Below are 16974 nucleotides of genomic sequence, written 5' to 3'. Positions count from 1 at the left end.
AATTGAACGAAGACGTGGGTCAAAGGGTCAGGAAGCCGTCGTACAGGCCAAAGGCTGCCACCAGGGCGCCGACGACCACGGCTGCGAAGATCAGTTTTTCCACGTTGGTGAAGACAGGTTGGCCTACCTCACGCTTGGCCTTGGCGAACAGGATGGCGCCAGGTGCGTAGAGCAGGGCCGAGAGCAGCAGGTATTTCACACCGCCGGCGTACAGCAGCCAGACGGCGTACAACAAGGCGATACCGCCGATGATCAGGTCTTTCTTGCGCTCGGCCAGGGCCTGTTCGTAGGTTTCGCTGCGCAGTGCCAGCAGGAAGGCGTAGGCCGCCGACCACAGGTAGGGCACTAGGATCATCGAGGTGGCGAGGTAGATCAGCGACAGGTAGGTGCTGTTGGAGAACAGCGTGATCACCAGGAAGATCTGCACCATGGCGTTGGTCAGCCACAGGGCGTTGGCCGGTACCTGGTTGGCGTTCTCGCGGCGCAGGAACTCCGGCATGGTGTGGTCCTTGGCGGCGGCGAACATGATCTCGGCGCACAGCAGCACCCAGGACAGCAGGGCCCCCAGCAGCGAGATGATCAGGCCGACGCTGATCAGCACCGCGCCCCAGTGGCCGACCACATGTTCCAGCACGGCGGCCATCGACGGGTTCTGCAGCTTGGCCAGCTCTGGTTGGGTCATGATGCCCAGCGACAGCACGTTGACCAGCACCAGGAACAGCAGCACGGTAACGAAGCCGATGACCGTGGCCTTACCCACGTCAGAGCGTTTTTCCGCCCGGGACGAGAAGATGCTCGCGCCCTCGATGCCGATGAACACCCACACGGTGACCAGCATCATGTTGCGCACTTGGTTCATCACGCTGCCAAGCTCTGGTGTGCCTACGGCCCAGATGTCGGCGGTGAAGATATCGAGCCTGAAAGCGAACAGGCAGATCAGGGCGAACAGCACCAGCGGCACCACTTTGGCCACGGTGGTGACCAGGTTGATGAACGCTGCCTCCTTGATACCGCGCAATACCAGGAAGTGCACGGCCCACAACAGGATCGACGCGCCAATGATGGCGGCCGGCGTGTTGCCTTCACCGAAGATTGGGAAGAAGTAGCCCAAGGTGCTGAACAACAGCACGAAGTAGCCGACGTTGCCCAGCCAGGCACTGATCCAGTAGCCCCAGGCTGAGGAGAAGCCCATGTAGTCGCCAAAACCGGCCTTGGCGTAGGCATATACCCCGCCATCCAGATCAGGCTTGCGGTTGGCCAAGGTCTGGAACACGAACGCCAGGGTCAGCATGCCGACCGCGGTGATGCCCCAACCGATCAACACCGCGCCAACCCCAGCGCTGGCGGCCATGTTTTGCGGCAGCGAGAAGATCCCGCCACCAATCATCGAACCGACGACAAGTGCAACTAACGCACCAAGCTTTAGTTTTCCGGATGAATCAGACATTTAACAACTCCTGCCAGGAGAAAGTTGACGACAGAATAGATCCGACGCCTTTGCCGTAACCTGACTTGCGTCAGTTTAAGGCGATGTGAAGGTAGGAAATTTCCTTCACGGGTGCTCCTGGAGAGTGCCGACAGCTTAAGCTGCAGGCCTTGCGCGCTGGCACCTCCATGTCCTTCTAGAGCAAACGCTCTGTTCAGCCTGCGAAGCTTGAAACTAGCCGCTTTTGCCGCTTTCGCAAATTTTTCACAAGAATTTTGAGTTTTATCAGTTTCTTTTCTAGTTGCCGTACTGCTGCTAATTTTGAGAGAAGGGCTGCATAGACAAAGCAGTTATTAGTGCTATAGGTTTAACCCGCGTCTACAGTATAAGTAACAACATTTATATGGCCCGCAAAGCGGTTACAAATGCATGACAGGGCTTGAAAAAAGGGAGGCTCATGAGCGAACCGGGACAGAAGCTGCGCCTGGGCGCGCTGATCGCGCTGGTGGTCGGCTCGATGATCGGTGGCGGGATCTTCTCGCTGCCGCAGAACATGGCCGCGCGCGCCGATGTGGGGGCTGTGTTGATCGGCTGGGGGATCACCGCGGTTGGCATGCTGGCCCTGGCCTTCGTGTTCCAGACCTTGGCCAACCGCAAGCCCGAGCTGGACTCAGGGGTGTACGCCTATGCCAAGGCCGGTTTCGGCGAGTACATGGGCTTTTCCTCGGCCTGGGGCTACTGGATCAGTGCCTGGCTGGGTAACGTTGGTTATTTCGTACTGCTGTTCAGCACCCTGGGCTTCTACTTTCCCGTTTTCGGCGAAGGCAACACGCCCATTGCCATCGGCTGCGCGTCGCTGTTGCTGTGGTCTGTGCATTTCCTGGTGCTGCGAGGCATCAAGGAAGCCGCGTTCATCAACCAGGTGACCACGGTAGCCAAGGTGGTGCCGCTGTTGATCTTTGTGGTGATCGCGGCATTCGCCTTCCGCGCCGATATCTTCACCCGGGATATCTGGGGCCTCAGCAACCCGCAGTTCGGCAGCGTGCTGGAGCAGGTGCGCAACATGATGCTGGTGACCGTGTTCGTATTCATCGGCATCGAGGGCGCCAGCGTGTATTCCGGGCGCGCCGAGCGTCGTTCTGACGTGGGTAAGGCCACGGTCATCGGCTTTCTCGGTGTACTGGCGCTGCTGGTGCTGGTCAACGTGTTGTCGCTGGGGGTGATGACCCAGCCGGAGTTGGCCGGGCTGCAGAACCCCTCGCTGGCCTCGGTGCTGGAGCATATTGTCGGCCCCTGGGGCGCCTTGCTGATCAGCCTTGGCTTGGCGGTCTCGCTGCTCGGCGCCTTGCTTTCGTGGGCGCTGCTGTGTGCCGAGATCCTGTTTGCCACGGCGCGGGACAAGACCATGCCGCGCTTTCTAGCCAAGGAAAACGCCAACCATGTGCCAGCCAACGCCCTTTGGCTGACCAACTGCATGATCCAGGGGTTCCTGCTGATTACGCTGTTCTCGGCCGGTACCTACACCAGCCTCATCTACCTGGCCTCGTCGATGATCCTGGTGCCCTACCTGTGGTCGGCGGCCTATGCCGTGCTGCTGGCGGTGCGCGCAGAAACCTATGCCGGGCAGCCGGGGTTGCGGCGCAAGGACTTGCTGGTGGCGCTGGTTGCCTTGCTGTATGCCGTGTGGCTGCTGTATGCGGGCGGGCTCAAGTACCTGTTGCTGTCGGCGCTGCTGTACGCCCCAGGTGTGATCCTGTTCGCCAGGGCCAAGCATGAGCAAGGCCAGACCCTGTTCACTAGCTGGGAAAAGCTGATTTTCGCCGCTGTGCTGGTGGGCGCTGCGCTGGCGGCCTACGCCTTGTATTCAGGGCTGCTGAGCTTGTGATGGGGCGGGGCAGGCGTGCTCCGGGCGCGACCAGATCCACAGGTTGCCCAGAGTCATGCCGGCGATAGCCAGGAACACTGGCCAGTGGTGTTCAAGGAAGGTCAGCATCAGCCCGGCGCACAGCAGCATGCTGAGGGTCGCGCTGACCTTGGCCCGGCGCTGGATCACCTTGCCGTTGCGCCAGTTGTACAGGATCGGCCCGAACAACCGGTGGTTCTCCAGCCAGGCCGAAAGGCGCGGTGAGCTGCGCGTGGCGGCCCAGGCGGCCAGCAGGATGAACTCGGTGGTCGGCAAGCCGGGAATCACGATGGCGACCAGGCCCACCCCGAGGCTCACGTAAGCCAGGATTCCATACAACAGGCGGGCGAGTTTCGAGCGGGCTGGTTGGGTCATGTTCTCACTGCATAAAACGGTTCGGCCACCGGAGGGGTGGCCGGCTACGGCGTATCAAACCAGCGCGGCATCCGCGGCATAGGCGTGCTTGAGCAGCTCGGTGAAACGCTCGAAAGCGGCAACCGCGCCGCGCTCGGCAGCGGCTTCCTCATCGGCCGAGAGTTCCAGCCCATCAAGGATGCGGGTGAACTGCTTCCAGCCTTCGGCACGGCCACCGGCTGGCTCGCCCAAGTGGCGGGCACCGAAGCTGTCGGACAGTTCCAGGGCCACGGCACGCTTGATCAGAAACGCAGCGCCCAGTTTGGAGCCTTCGGAGACGAAGATCCAGCCCATTGCCTCGCCCAGGCTTGGGTTGCCCACGGCACCTGGCACGGCGGCCGGCACTTCGGTGTCGAGGTCAGCGAGGTCGAGACGGGCCTGGTCTGCGCGGCAGCGCTCGGCCAGGTCGGGGACGATGGCGATCAGTTGTGGGTCGTTGTACAGCGCCTGCAGCTCGGATTGGAACAGGTACTGGGCAACGACAAAACGGGCGAAGCTTTCGCGGCTGTCGAAGGGCGCGTGGGATTTGACCAGGGCATCCAGCTCGGCGTGCGGGGCGTGGGTGATCTGGTTCAGGCGCTGGGAGCGCAGGGCTGGGCGTTCGGTCATGGGGCAGTCCTTGGAAAAAGGGGCGTCTAGATACAAGACGAAACAGCGGGGGAGTGACAGTAAAAAAAGCCAGTATTTGTGTTGCCTGTACCGGCCTCTTCGCGGGTGAACCCGCTCCCACAGGAACATCACAGGGCCCAAGGCCTGCGCAATACCTGTGGGAGCGGGTTTACCCGCGAAGAGGCCGGTACAGGCGTGAGGGATCAGATATCCCAAACCACATTGATACCGAAGTTGCGCCCTGGCATGGTCAAGCGGTCGATGTTGGCTGGCTGGGTCACAGCTGCCTCACCCTGGCCGTCGTAGCTGCGTACCGAATCCCACTGCCAGTATTTCTTGTCGGTGAGGTTGTACAGGCCGGCGTTGATGGTCACGTCGTCGGTAACCTTGTAGAAGCCGGTCAGGTCCAGCACGCCGTAGCCCGGGGTGCGGAACTTCGAGCTCGAACCGTCGGGGGAGTAGAAGCTGGAGTCGTCGACACGGGTCTTGCGCTTGACCAGTGTCCAGCTCAGCAGGCCGCCGTAGTTCTGCTGCTCGTAACCCAGGCCGAATACGCCCTTCAGCGGGTTGACGCTGTTCAGCGGTTCACCGGTGTCATCGTTACGACCATAGGTGTAGGCAATCGAGCCCTGGGTATAGAGGCCCTGCGGTGCGCCGAAGTGGTCCAGGTTCAGGCGGCCCTTGACCTCGGCACCCTTGATGGTGGCGTGCTTGATGTTGTTGGCCTGGAAGGTCTGTTCCAGGTTGGCGCTTTGCACGGCGTCTTCGTCGATGAAGTCGCGGTACTTGTTGTAGAACACCGCCACGTCGAAGTTACCCGCGTCGAAGTTGCCACGCAGGCCGGTTTCGTAGCTTTTGCTCTTTTCCGGTTCCAGGCCGGGGTTGCCTTCTACGCGGTAACCTTCCTCAAGGTTGACGAATTTTCCGTACATGGCCTTGGCGGTCGGGGTGCGGAAGCCTTCGGCGTACTGGCCATACCAGGTGTAGTTGTCGTTGAAGGCGTAGGTCACGCCGAGCTTGGGCGACACACGGTGCCACTTCTTGTCCGAGTCGTCCTGGGAGGTGGGTGCCGTGCCGGTGGACTCCAGGCCGCGCAGGAATTCGTCGGTGAACTTGGGTTCCATGCGCGTGTAGTCGTAGCGCGCACCGGGCATGAAGGTCCAGTTGTTCCAGCGGATTTCATCCTGCACGAACAGGCTGTAGGTGTTTACGGTCGGGTCCGGGAAGTCGCTGACCAGAACCTGGCCGTCTGCCGGGCGTTCGGCGCCAGCGGCGGAGCAACCGGAGCCCACGGTCAGGCAGGTGCCGGTGCCGCTGCGGGACCCGGTGATTTTCTCGTGCTTGATCGTGGTGCCATAGGTCAGCAGATGGTCGGTGGCGCCGATGCTGAAGGCCTTGTCCAGCTGGGCGTCGAACACCCACTGGCGGTCCTTGTAGGTGGTGTCGCGGGTACGCAGCACCTGGCGGCCAGGCGGTGCGTAGACTTCTTCGGTGTGCTGGTCGGTCTTGGCGATCTGGTAGTTCAGGCTCCACTTGACGTGGTCGGCGACCAGCGAATCCAGGCCGAACTCATGGTTGATGCCAAAGCGCTCGCGGGTGATGGTGTCGTTGCCATTGCGCGCCTTGTAATAGCCCGTGCCGCCAAAGCCCGGAATGAACGGCCCGCCCACCGCGCTGAGGATGTTCTGGTCGCGGTCATCCTTGTAGCGTTCGTAGGTGAAGCCCAGGCGCGCGTCATCGGCGTAGTTCCAGCCCAGCTTGGCCAGCACGTTGGTGGTGCGCACATCCATTGGATTGGCTTCGGTGCGCGACAGGCCGGCACCGCTGTGGCTGCCGTGGGTTTCAGTCTCGTGGCCGTTGCGCTGGCTCAGGTGCAGCAGGCCATCGAAATCACCCTCGCGGCCGGCGACGGTGGCGGAGGTCAGCCAGCTTTCGTCAGCCGAGCTGTAACCGGTTTTCAGGCGTGCACCCACGTCTTTGCCAGGCTTGATGATGTCGTCCGGGTCGAGGGTGAAGTAGCTGACCGCGCCGCCGATGGCGTTGCTGCCGTACAGCACCGAGGCCGGGCCGCGGAGGATTTCCACGCGCTTGACGATTTCTGGGTCGACGTAGTTGCGTTGGGTCTGGGCATAGGGGCCATAGAAGAAGCTGTCCGGGATCGACACGCCGTCAACCTGGGTGAGGATCCGCTCGCCGTCGATACCTCGGATGTTGTAGCCGTTCAGGCCGCTGCGTTGGCCGGTACCTGCCACCGACACACCCGGCTCGTAACGCACCAGGTCCTGGATGTTGTTGACGTTTTGCCGGTCCAGTTGCTCGCGGGTCTGCACGCTGACCGTGCTCGGCACCTGGCTGACGTCCTGGGCGCTACGGGTGGCGCTGACGGTCACCTGCTGCAAAGCGATCACGTTACCGACGGTCTGGCGCTCAAGAACCACGTTGCCGTTGCTGATCTTGCGAAAGCTCAGGCCCGTTCCATGCAGCAGGCGCTTGAGTGCGGCATCTGGCGGCAGCGAACCCTGTACCCCAGGCGAGGCCACGCCGTCGGCCAGCTCGGCGCTGAAGCCGACCTGCCAGCCGGTGACCTGGCTGAAGGCGTTGATCGCCGACACCAGGGGCTGCTGGCCGATGCTGAAGCGATAGTCGCCCATGCGCGGGCTGCTGGCCTGGGCCGGCTCGGCGGCCAGCGCCGGGAGGCTGCAGGCACCGCTGGCGAGCAGGGCCAGGGTCAATAGGGACAGTTGCCCTGTACGGCGGGGAAGGGTGGACGAGCGGGTAGGACCAGTGGACATCGGAAGCGCTCCCAGACGCGCGGACTGTTATAGGTGATGACTGTTCTCGTTTTCAAACAAGAATCAGTTGCATTGGCTATAACGAGACGAGCGGGGTAGCACGACCGCGTAAAAATAATTTCAGGGTCAGTTCAGAATGACCAGCGCCGGGTACTCATGCAGCTGTGCCGAGGTGATGTGGGCCAGCGCGCGCAGGGTTTCCAGCGGCTGGTCGAGGCGGTAGTTTCCGGTGACGGCAACGTCTTCCAGCTGTGCATTGCGGTTGATGATCCAGCCTGGGTAGTAACGCCGCACTTCGGCCAGCACCTGGCTCAAAGGGCAGTTCTCGAACACCAGGCGGCCATCGATCCAGGCCAGGTCCTTTTGCATGTCGGGGCGCTGGCGCTGGCCAAAGCCTTGCGGGCCGACGCTGATGCTGTCGCCGGCACTCAGGCGGATACGCTGGTCACGTGCGCCTTGCAGGTCGACATCGCCGCGTTGCACCCGCACCTGGGCCTCGCCGTCGAGGTAGCGCACGGCAAAATCGGTGTCGCGCACCTGGGCGCGCACAGGCCCTGCCTGCACCTCCAGCGGCAACAGCGCGCCCTCCGGTACCTGGAAGTACGCCTCGCCTTGTAACAGGCGGGCGACCTGGCGGCCGTCCCGGCGGTCGTTGGCAAAGGCCGAATTGGTGTTGAGCAGCACTTTTGCGCCGTCGTCCAGTTGCAGGCGCTGGCGTTCGCCCACCACGGTCAGGTGATCCGCCTGCAGGCGCATGGGCAGGTTACCGACGGTGAACAGCCCCACCAGCAGCACCGCGGCGGTGGCCAGGGGTTTCCAGTGGCTGCGCAGGCGCCCACGCCATGAGCGGCGTTGCTGCTGGTGCATCTGCGTGGCCGCCTGGTGCAACGGCGTACCGTTCCACAATGCCTCTGCCTCGACATAGGCCTCGGCGTTCTCCGGCGCGGCGCTCAGCCAGGCTTCAAAGGCCTGGGTGTCTGCGGCATCTGCGCATTGCAGGCGTACCAGCCAGTCCAGCGCCTCGTCCATGGCACGAGCACGGGCACTGGGCCCGGCAGGTGACGGGCGAGGGGCAGGGCTGTCGGTCACGGTGAATCCTTGAATGGTTTTTGCGAATGATCAAGGCTAAGGCGGGGTGTGGCAAGGGCTTTGCGTTGCCGTTCGCCTGCGCTCAGCTCACTTGAGGCGCTCGGCAACACCCATGCAGATCGCCATGATCAGTTTCAATTCCTTTTGTACCGTGCTGGGCGAAACACTCAGTTGTTCGGCAATTTCCAGGTAGGTGGCGCCATGCAGGCGGCTGAGGATGAAAATGCGTTGCTGGCGCTCGCTTAGCTGATTGAGGCTGATGCTCAGGTGCTTGAGCAACTGCTCGGCATGGGCGGCATCCTCGCTGCTGGTGGCGGGAGCGGCTACGCTGTGCAGCACTTCGTCGGGCACATCGTCGACCAGCATGCGCGCCTGCACCCGGCGTGCGCGCAGGTGGTCCAGCGCCAGGTTGCGCGCGGTCTGGAACACGAACGGCTCGATGTGCTCGATGGGCCGCTCGCCCAGGGCGCGGGATACCCGCAGGTAGGTTTCCTGCAGCAGGTCTTCGGCCGTGCTGGGGTTGCCGACCATGCGCTGCAGGGTACGCAGCAGGGTAAGGCGCTGGACGAGGAAGACGGAGTTGAACCGGGACTGACTCACGGGGAAACCTGGCCGACGAAAGGTTAATGATAATGCTTATCATCTGTGTCGTAGGTCAAGTGGTGAAATGTTAGGAAAAGGTAAAGATTGTGAGAGCTCCGTCGCTGCGCGGTCCCTTGTAGGAGCGGCCTTGTGTCGCGATGGGCTGCGCAGCAGCCCCGAAATCTCGGCTCCAGCACCAATTGTCGGGGCCGCTTTGCGGCCCATCGCGACACAAGGCCGCTCCTACAGGGCGTGTGTCAAATCTTAGCGGGCGCTGCACAACGCCAAGCAGTTATCCAGCATCCGGTTGCTGAACCCCCACTCGTTGTCATACCAGGCCAGCACCTTGAGCATGCGCCCATTGGCCCGGGTATGGTTGGCATCGAAAATGGACGACAGCGGGTTGTGGTTGAAATCGCAGGAAACCAATGGCAAGGCGTTGTAGCCCAATACCTTGGAATGCTTGCTGGCTTCAAGGAACAGCTGGTTGACCTGCTCGGCGGTGGTCTCGCGCTTGAGGTTGACGGTGAGGTCCACCAGCGACACGTTGATGACCGGTACCCGCACCGCCATGCCGGTCAACTTGCCCGCCAGCTCTGGCAGCACCAGGCCGACGGCCTCGGCGGCGCCAGTCTTGCTCGGGATCATCGACTGGGTGGCCGAACGCGCGCGATATGGGTCGCTGTGGTACATGTCGGTCAGCACCTGGTCATTGGTGTAGGCGTGAATGGTGGTCATCAGGCCTTGTTCGATGCCGAACTCGCGGTGCAGCACCTGGGCGATCGGCGCCAGGCAGTTGGTGGTGCAGGAGGCATTGGAAATGACCTGGTGCGAGGCCCGCAGGATGTCGTGGTTGACCCCGTACACCACGGTGGCATCGGCACCCTTGGCGGGTGCCGAGACAATCACCTTGCCCGCCCCGGCGGCCAGGTGTGCAGCGGCCTTGGCGCGGTCGGTGAATAGCCCGGTGCACTCGAACACCACGTCGATCGCCTCGGCCTTCCAGGGCAGCTCGCCCGGGTTGCGGATGGCACTGACCGCGATACGGTCACCATTGACCGTCAGGCTCTCGTGGTCGGCCTCGACACTGGCGTCGAAGGTGCCGTGCACACTGTCGTACTTGAGCAGGTGGGCATTCATGGCGCTGTCGCCCAGGTCGTTGATGGCGACGACCTGCAGGTCCTGGCGGTAGCCTTGGGTATACAGTGCGCGCAGGACGTTGCGCCCGATGCGGCCGAATCCATTGATGGCGATGCGAAGGGTCATGGCAGTACCTCTGGCAGTCCGAGTGAAACCTGTGGCACAAAGGAGCTTCACTGAAACGGTTTTGTTGTTGGAATTACAAGATTATTCACTGGCCGATAGAAAACAAGCCTTTTTAGTGGCAGTATTTTGTTTAAACATACAACGAGTGGTTGGGCGACGTGCCTCCACCGATGCAGCGGGCTCCTCACCTTGAGCCTAGGCCGCAATCGTTTGGAGGGGAAATGCCCGGTAAACCGCCCTTACAATTAGCCTGGAGTCCAGTACATGCATCCGCGCATCCTTGAGGTCACCCAGCGGCTGGTCGAACGCAGCCGTGCCACCCGCGAACGTTACCTGCAGCTGATTCGCGGCGCGGCCAGTGAAGGCCCCATGCGTGCCAGCCTGCAGTGCGCCAACTTCGCCCACGGCGTGGCCGGTTGCGGCAGCGAAGACAAGCACACGCTGCGCCTGATGAACGCGGCCAACGTGGCTATCGTCTCGGCCTACAACGACATGTTGTCCGCCCACCAGCCATACCTGCATTTCCCCGAGCAAATCAAGCAGGCCCTGCGTGAGGTCGGCTCGGTCGGCCAGTTCGCCGGTGGCGTGCCGGCCATGTGCGACGGTGTGACCCAGGGCGAGCCGGGCATGGAACTGGCCATCGCCAGCCGCGAAGTGATCGCCATGTCCACGGCTGTCGCGCTGTCGCACAACATGTTCGACGCCGCGCTGATGCTGGGCATATGCGACAAGATCGTTCCTGGCCTGATGATGGGCGCGCTGCGTTTCGGCCACTTGCCGACCATTTTCGTACCGGGTGGGCCAATGGTGTCCGGCATTTCCAACAAGCAGAAGGCCGACGTGCGCCAGCGCTATGCCGAAGGCAAGGCCAGCCGTGAGGAACTGCTGGAGTCGGAGATGAATTCCTACCACAGCCCAGGCACCTGCACCTTCTACGGCACCGCCAATACCAACCAACTGGTGATGGAGGTAATGGGCCTGCACCTGCCGGGCGCTTCGTTCGTCAACCCGTACACAGCGCTGCGCGACGCACTCACCGCCGAGGCTGCGCAGCAGGTGACACGCATGACCAAGGCCAGTGGCAGCTTCATGCCGCTGGGTGAAATCGTCGACGAAAAAGCGTTGGTCAACTCCATCGTCGCCCTGCACGCTACCGGCGGCTCGACCAACCACACCCTGCACATTCCAGCGATTGCCCAGGCTGCGGGTATCCAGCTGACCTGGCAGGACATGGCCGACCTTTCCGAAGTGGTGCCGACCCTGTCGCACGTCTACCCCAACGGCAAGGCCGACATCAACCACTTCCAGGCGGCTGGTGGCATGGCCTTCCTGATCCGCGAGCTGCTCGACGCCGGGCTGCTGCACGAGGATGTCAATACCGTGGCCGGCCACGGCTTGCGTCGCTACACCCAGGAACCGTTCCTCGACAACGGCAAGCTGGTGTGGCGCGAAGGGCCGCAGCAGAGCCTGGACGAGAGCATCCTGCGCCCGGTGGCGCGGCCGTTCTCCGCCGAAGGCGGCCTGCGGGTGATGGAGGGCAACCTGGGCCGTGGCGTGATGAAAGTGTCCGCCGTCGCCGCCGAACATCAGGTGGTCGAGGCCCCGGCGCGGGTGTTCCAGGACCAGCAGTCGCTGGCCGATGCGTTCAAGGCCGGTGAGCTTGAGCGTGACTTTGTCGCCGTGGTGCGCTTCCAGGGGCCACGTTGCAACGGCATGCCAGAGCTGCACAAGCTAACGCCATTCCTCGGTGTGCTGCAGGACCGTGGCTACAAGGTAGCGCTGGTTACAGACGGGCGTATGTCGGGTGCCTCGGGCAAGATCCCGGCGGCTATCCACGTTTGCCCCGAGGCTTACGACGGCGGCCCGCTGGCGCGTGTGCGCGATGGTGATATCGTGCGGGTCGATGGTGTCGAAGGTACCTTGCGGGTCATGGTCTCGGCCGAAGAGTTGGCCAGCCGCGATCTGCCGCCGGCGCCCCAGGGCAATGACCTGGGTTGCGGGCGTGAGCTGTTCGGCTTCATGCGCATGGCGTTCAGCCCGGCAGAGCAGGGCGCGAGTGCGTTCACTTCGGCCCTGGAGAACCTCAAATGAAAGACCTGCTGGTTGGCGACATCGGCGGCACCAATGCCCGTTTTGCGTTGTGGCGTGACAACCAGCTGCATGATGTGAAGGTTTTCGCCACTGCAGACTACACCAGCCCGGAGCAGGCCATCGAGGCTTACCTCGAAGGCCAGGGCATCGCCCGCGGTGGATTGGCGGCGGTATGCCTGGCGGTAGCTGGGCCGGTCGATGGCGACGAATTCCGCTTCACCAACAACCATTGGCGTCTGAGCCGCACCGCCTTCTGCAAGACCTTGCAGGTCGATCAGCTGTTGCTGATCAACGATTTCACTGCCATGGCGCTGGGCATGACTCGCCTGCGCGAAGGGGAGTTCCGCGAAGTGTGCCCCGGCCAGGCCGACCCTTCGCGGCCGGCGCTGGTGATCGGGCCAGGGACAGGCCTGGGTGTGGGCTCGCTGCTGCGCCTTGGTGAGCAGCACTGGCAAGCCCTGCCAGGTGAAGGCGGGCATGTTGACCTGCCGGTGGGCAATGCCCGCGAAGCGGCGATCCACCAACACATCCATGGGCAGATCGGCCATGTCAGCGCCGAGACCGTGCTCAGTGGGGGTGGCCTGGTGCGGTTGTACCAGGCGATCTGCGCACTGGACGGCGACACCCCCAGGCACAAGACCCCGGCGCAGGTCACCGATGCCGCACTGGGCGGCGAGCCTCGAGCGCTGGCGGTGGTCGAGCAGTTCTGCCGGTTTCTTGGGCGCGTGGCGGGTAACAATGTGCTGACGCTGGGCGCGCGAGGTGGGGTTTATATCGTCGGCGGCGTGATTCCGCGCTTTGCCGAGTTGTTCCTGCGTAGCGGGTTTGCCGCCAGTTTTGCCGACAAGGGTTGTATGAGTGGTTATTTTGCTGGCGTGCCGGTGTGGCTGGTGACGGCCGAGTTTTCCGGCTTGCTGGGGGCCGGGGTGGCCTTGCAGCAGGCTTTGGATCATAGCTAGGCGTAAGGGGGCCGCTGCGCGGCCCATCGCGACGCAAGGCCGCTCCTACAGGGATCGCGCAGTGTGTAGGAGCGGCCTTGTGTCGCGATGGGCTGCAAAGCAGCCCCAGAAGGCAACACCCAACAGCAGGCAAAAGATCTGCAAACAACAAGAGGAAGGACCACCTTGAGCACTGCCGGCAAATCGATCCTGATGGTCGACGACGACCAGGAAATCCGCGAACTGCTGCAAACCTACCTGAGTCGCTCCGGCTTTCAGGTGCATGCCGAAGCCGACGGCAAAGGCTTTCGCCGTGCGCTGGAAAGCACGCCCTGCGACCTGGTCATCCTCGATGTCATGCTGCCCGACGAAGACGGCTTCAGCCTGTGCCGCTGGGTACGCCAGCACCCGCGCCAGGCGCGCGTGCCGATCATCATGCTCACCGCCAGCTCCGACGAGGCCGACCGGGTCATTGGCCTGGAACTGGGCGCCGACGACTACCTGGGCAAACCGTTCAGCCCCCGTGAACTGCAAGCGCGAATCAAGGCCCTGCTGCGTCGCGCCGAATTCGGCCAGGCGGCGCCGGGCAGTGCGGTGCTGGCCTTCGATGACTGGCGCCTGGACACGGTCAGCCACCGCCTGTTCCATCACGACGGTGAAGAGGTGATTCTTTCTGGCGCCGACTTTGCCCTGCTCAAGCTGTTTCTCGACCATCCGCAGCAGATTCTCGACCGCGACACCATCGGCAACGCCACCCGTGGTCGCGAGCCGATGCCGCTGGACCGCATCGTCGACATGGCGGTCAGCCGCTTGCGCCAGCGCCTGCGTGATACCGACAAGCCACCCCGGCTGATCCGCACGGTACGCGGCAGTGGCTACCTGTTGGCGGCGCATGTCTGCAGTGCGCCCTGAGCGGCGCTGGCGCCTGCTGCCGCGCTCATTGCTGGGGCGTATGCTGCTGCTGACCTTGTTGGTTGTGCTGCTGGCCCAGGGCCTGTCGAGCATCATCTGGGTTGCCCAACTGCGGGCCAGCCAGTTGCAGGGCCTGCGCGCCAGTGCCAGCAGCCTGGCCCACTCGATGAGCGCCAGTGTCAGTTACTTCCGCTCGCTGCCGGTGGCCTATCGGCCGATGGTGCTCGACCAGTTGCGCAGCATGGGTGGCACGCGCTTTTTCGTGTCGCTCAACGCCAAGCCGCTGGACATGCCGGTATTGCCCATTACCCCACGCAAGCAGGCGGTGATCGATGTGTTCCAGCAGGTGCTGCACGAGCGCCTAGGGTCGCAGATGGACATTTCCGTGGAGTTCGTCGCCCCCGACGACCTGCGTATCTTCAACAGCGGCCTTAAGCTAGACGAGCTGCCACGTTCTTGGGCGCATTACTCGTTGACCCTGGAGCCGCTCAACCCGCCGGTGCTGGTGACGCAGATTCGCCTGGGCGAGGGTGAGTGGCTGTACATCGCTTCGCTGCTGCCTGAACCCTATACCAGCCTGGAGGCCGAGCGCCTGCCACGGCAGCAGATCGGTTTCATCGTACTCACCACGGCCTTGCTGTTGTTGTTCATCGGCCTGCTGGTGCACTGGCAGAGCTGGCCGCTCAAGCGCCTGGCGCGGGCCGCACGGGAGATGTCGCTGGGCGCCGATGTGGCGCCGGTGGCGGAAGGCGGGGGTAGCGAAGTGGTCGAGGTTAGCCGGGCATTCAACAGCATGCGTGAGCGCATCAGCCGCTACCTGACCGAACGCAGCCAGCTGTTCAGCGCCATCTCCCATGACTTGCGCACGCCAATCACCCGCCTGCGCCTGCGTGTCGAACTGCTGGAGGACGAGCGCCTGCAGGCCAAGTTCAGCCAGGACCTGGACGAACTGGAGCTGCTGGTCAAAGGCGCCTTGCAGTGCGTTAAGGACACCGATATCCACGAGAACATAGAGCCGGTCGACCTCAATCAGGTGCTGGAGATTCTGGCAGAGCCGTATCTGCGTGATGGCCGTATCACGGTCGACGGCCGGGCGCTGGCGCCTTACCCAGGCAAGCCGCTGGCGTTGCGACGCTGCATCGGCAACCTGATCGACAACGCCATCAAGTATGGCGAGCGGGCGCGGCTGCGCATCATCGACAGTGCCGAGGGCTTTGTGCTGCAGGTGGACGACCAGGGGCCGGGCGTACCGCAGCAGCAACTGGAGCAGGTGTTCGAGCCGCATTTCCGGCTGGCAGGGCAGCAGCAGGGCTATGGGCTGGGGTTGGGGATTGCACGCAATATCGCCCACAGCCATGGGGGCGAGGTGAGTTTGCTGAATCTGCGAGAGGGTGGGTTGCGGGTGACGTTGTACCTGCCACGGGGCGTGGAGTGAAACGCTGCGTTACCTGTACCGGCAATGTAACCAAACGATGACATTCATGCATCGCTTCGTTACCCGGCGCGGCGGGCGTGCTGTTTAGACTCCATGCAACGCAAGCGATCGACTTGCACGGCATAACAACAAGAAAGGTGTTTCGATGAATTCCACGCTCCGTCTCGCTGCCGCAATCTCCCTGGCTTCCTTACTCCCGCTCAGTGCCCAGGCTGCCGAACCCAAAGGCAGTGTCGAGGTGGTGCACTGGTGGACCTCCGGTGGTGAAAAGGCGGCCGTCGATGTGCTCAAGGCCCAGGTCGAGAAAGACGGCTTCACGTGGAAGGATGGCGCTGTCGCCGGCGGTGGCGGCGCCACGGCCATGACCGTGCTCAAGAGCCGCGCCGTAGCGGGCAACCCGCCGGGTGTCGCACAAATCAAAGGGCCAGATATCCAGGACTGGGCGGCCACCGGTTTGCTCGACGGCGAAGTGCTCAAGGATGTGGCCAAGCAAGAGCAGTGGGACACCTTGCTCGACAAGAAGGTCGCTGACAACGTGAAGTATGACGGTGACTATGTTGCCGTACCGGTAAACATCCACCGTACCAACTGGCTCTGGATCAACCCAGAAGTCTTCAAGAAGGCCGGCATCGACAAGGCGCCGGCCACGCTCGATGAATTCTATGCCGCTGCCGACAAGCTCAAGGCCGCTGGCTTCATCCCGCTCGCCCATGGCGGCCAACCGTGGCAGGACAGCACCGTGTTTGAAAGCGTGGTGCTCTCGGTGATGGGCGCGCAGGGTTACAAAAAGGCCATGGTCGACCTCGACAATGCGGCCCTGACCGGCCCGGACATGGTCAAGGCGCTGGCCGAGCTGAAAAAGGTCGCCAACTACATGGACCCGGATGGCAAAGGCCAGGACTGGAACCTGGAGGCGGCCAAGGTCATCAACGGCAAGGCCGGCATGCAGATCATGGGCGACTGGGCCAAGAGCGAATGGACCTTGGCGAAGAAGACCGCCGGCAAGGACTACCAGTGCGTGCCGTTCCCGGGTACCGACAAGGCCTTCCTCTACAACATCGATTCGCTGGTGGTGTTCAAGCAGAACAACGCAGGCACTTCTGCCGGCCAGCAGGACATTGCCCGCAAGGTGATGGGTGAGGACTTCCAGAAAGTCTTCAGCACCAACAAAGGGTCGATCCCGGTGCGCAACGACATGCTGGCCGACATGGCCAAGTATGGCTTCGATGCTTGCGCGCAGCGCTCTGCCAGTGACTTCCTGGCCGATGCCAAGAATGGCGGCCTGCAGCCGAGCATGGCGCACAACATGGCCACCACGCTGGCCGTGCAGGGTGCGTTCTTCGATGTAGTGACCAACTACATCAACGATCCCAAGGCCGATCCGGCCGATGCGGCGAAGAAGCTGGCGGCGGCGATCAAGGCTGCCCGGTAACGCGACGCCATCTCCCTTTGTAGGAGCGGCCTTGCGTCGCGATAGGGCTGCACAGCAGCCCCAAAACTGCGCACTCGATCTTCCA

13 protein-coding genes are annotated in these 16974 nt (G+C 62.8%); 6 read left to right on the top strand and 7 right to left on the bottom strand.

Annotation, left to right across the window (positions count from 1 at the left end; genetic code table 11):
- Positions 1 to 19: 19 nt before the first annotated feature.
- Positions 20 to 1447, bottom strand: a complete 1428-nt coding sequence (gene arcD / locus DM807_RS26380; protein ID WP_012270695.1) for an arginine-ornithine antiporter — start codon at positions 1445 to 1447, stop codon at positions 20 to 22.
- Between the two features lie 436 nt (positions 1448 to 1883).
- Between arcD (DM807_RS26380) and arcD (DM807_RS26375) the strand changes: the two genes are divergently transcribed.
- Positions 1884 to 3311: an arginine-ornithine antiporter gene (arcD, locus tag DM807_RS26375; protein ID WP_012270696.1), complete on the top strand. Its 1428-nt coding sequence runs from the start codon at positions 1884 to 1886 to the stop codon at positions 3309 to 3311.
- On the opposite strand, the gene DM807_RS26370 is transcribed toward arcD (DM807_RS26375), so the two are convergent.
- The 6 genes from DM807_RS26370 to gap all read right to left on the bottom strand — a co-directional run bounded on the left by DM807_RS26370 (position 3291) and on the right by gap (position 10081).
- On the bottom strand, positions 3291 to 3704 hold the full coding sequence (locus DM807_RS26370) for a YbaN family protein (RefSeq protein ID WP_012270697.1): 414 nt from the start codon (positions 3702 to 3704) through the stop codon (positions 3291 to 3293). The genes arcD (DM807_RS26375) and DM807_RS26370 overlap by 21 nt on opposite strands.
- 54 nt (positions 3705 to 3758) lie before the next feature.
- Complete coding sequence (locus DM807_RS26365) at positions 3759 to 4352, bottom strand: biliverdin-producing heme oxygenase (RefSeq protein ID WP_179028155.1); 594 nt, start codon at positions 4350 to 4352, stop codon at positions 3759 to 3761.
- Between the two features lie 203 nt (positions 4353 to 4555).
- Complete coding sequence (locus DM807_RS26360) at positions 4556 to 7144, bottom strand: TonB-dependent receptor (protein WP_060493427.1); 2589 nt, start codon at positions 7142 to 7144, stop codon at positions 4556 to 4558.
- Between the two features lie 126 nt (positions 7145 to 7270).
- Positions 7271 to 8233 carry a FecR family protein gene (locus DM807_RS26355; RefSeq protein WP_012270700.1) on the bottom strand — a complete coding sequence of 321 codons (963 nt, stop codon included), beginning with the start codon at positions 8231 to 8233 and terminating at the stop codon, positions 7271 to 7273.
- A gap of 87 nt (positions 8234 to 8320) precedes the next feature.
- Positions 8321 to 8833, bottom strand: coding sequence for an RNA polymerase sigma factor (locus DM807_RS26350; RefSeq protein WP_012270701.1), 513 nt, complete (start codon positions 8831 to 8833; stop codon positions 8321 to 8323).
- A gap of 246 nt (positions 8834 to 9079) precedes the next feature.
- Positions 9080 to 10081, bottom strand: a complete 1002-nt coding sequence (gene gap, locus DM807_RS26345) for a type I glyceraldehyde-3-phosphate dehydrogenase (RefSeq protein WP_179028154.1) — start codon at positions 10079 to 10081, stop codon at positions 9080 to 9082.
- Positions 10082 to 10345: 264 nt separating this feature from the next.
- On the opposite strand from gap, the gene edd reads away from it, so the two are divergent.
- From edd to DM807_RS26320, 5 genes are all read left to right on the top strand, one after another.
- Entirely contained in the window at positions 10346 to 12172 is a 1827-nt protein-coding gene (gene edd, locus DM807_RS26340; RefSeq protein WP_071890887.1) for a phosphogluconate dehydratase, read from the top strand.
- Entirely contained in the window at positions 12169 to 13131 is a 963-nt protein-coding gene (locus tag DM807_RS26335) for a glucokinase (RefSeq protein WP_012270704.1), read from the top strand. The genes edd and DM807_RS26335 overlap by 4 nt, the downstream gene beginning before the upstream one ends.
- A gap of 165 nt (positions 13132 to 13296) precedes the next feature.
- Positions 13297 to 14022, top strand: a complete 726-nt coding sequence (gene gltR, locus DM807_RS26330) for a two-component system response regulator GltR (protein ID WP_012270705.1) — start codon at positions 13297 to 13299, stop codon at positions 14020 to 14022.
- On the top strand, positions 14003 to 15457 hold the full coding sequence (locus DM807_RS26325; RefSeq protein ID WP_060493424.1) for an ATP-binding protein: 1455 nt from the start codon (positions 14003 to 14005) through the stop codon (positions 15455 to 15457). The genes gltR and DM807_RS26325 overlap by 20 nt, the downstream gene beginning before the upstream one ends.
- Positions 15458 to 15602: 145 nt before the next feature.
- Positions 15603 to 16889, top strand: a complete 1287-nt coding sequence (locus DM807_RS26320) for an ABC transporter substrate-binding protein (protein WP_012270707.1) — start codon at positions 15603 to 15605, stop codon at positions 16887 to 16889.
- Positions 16890 to 16974: the final 85 nt, after the last annotated feature.

Source organism: Pseudomonas hunanensis (assembly GCF_013393325.1).
Taxonomy (GTDB): Bacteria; Pseudomonadota; Gammaproteobacteria; order Pseudomonadales; family Pseudomonadaceae; genus Aquipseudomonas; species Aquipseudomonas putida_P.
The sequence above is the reverse complement of the archived record's forward strand: the minus strand, read 5'-3'. Positions and strand labels throughout refer to the sequence as shown.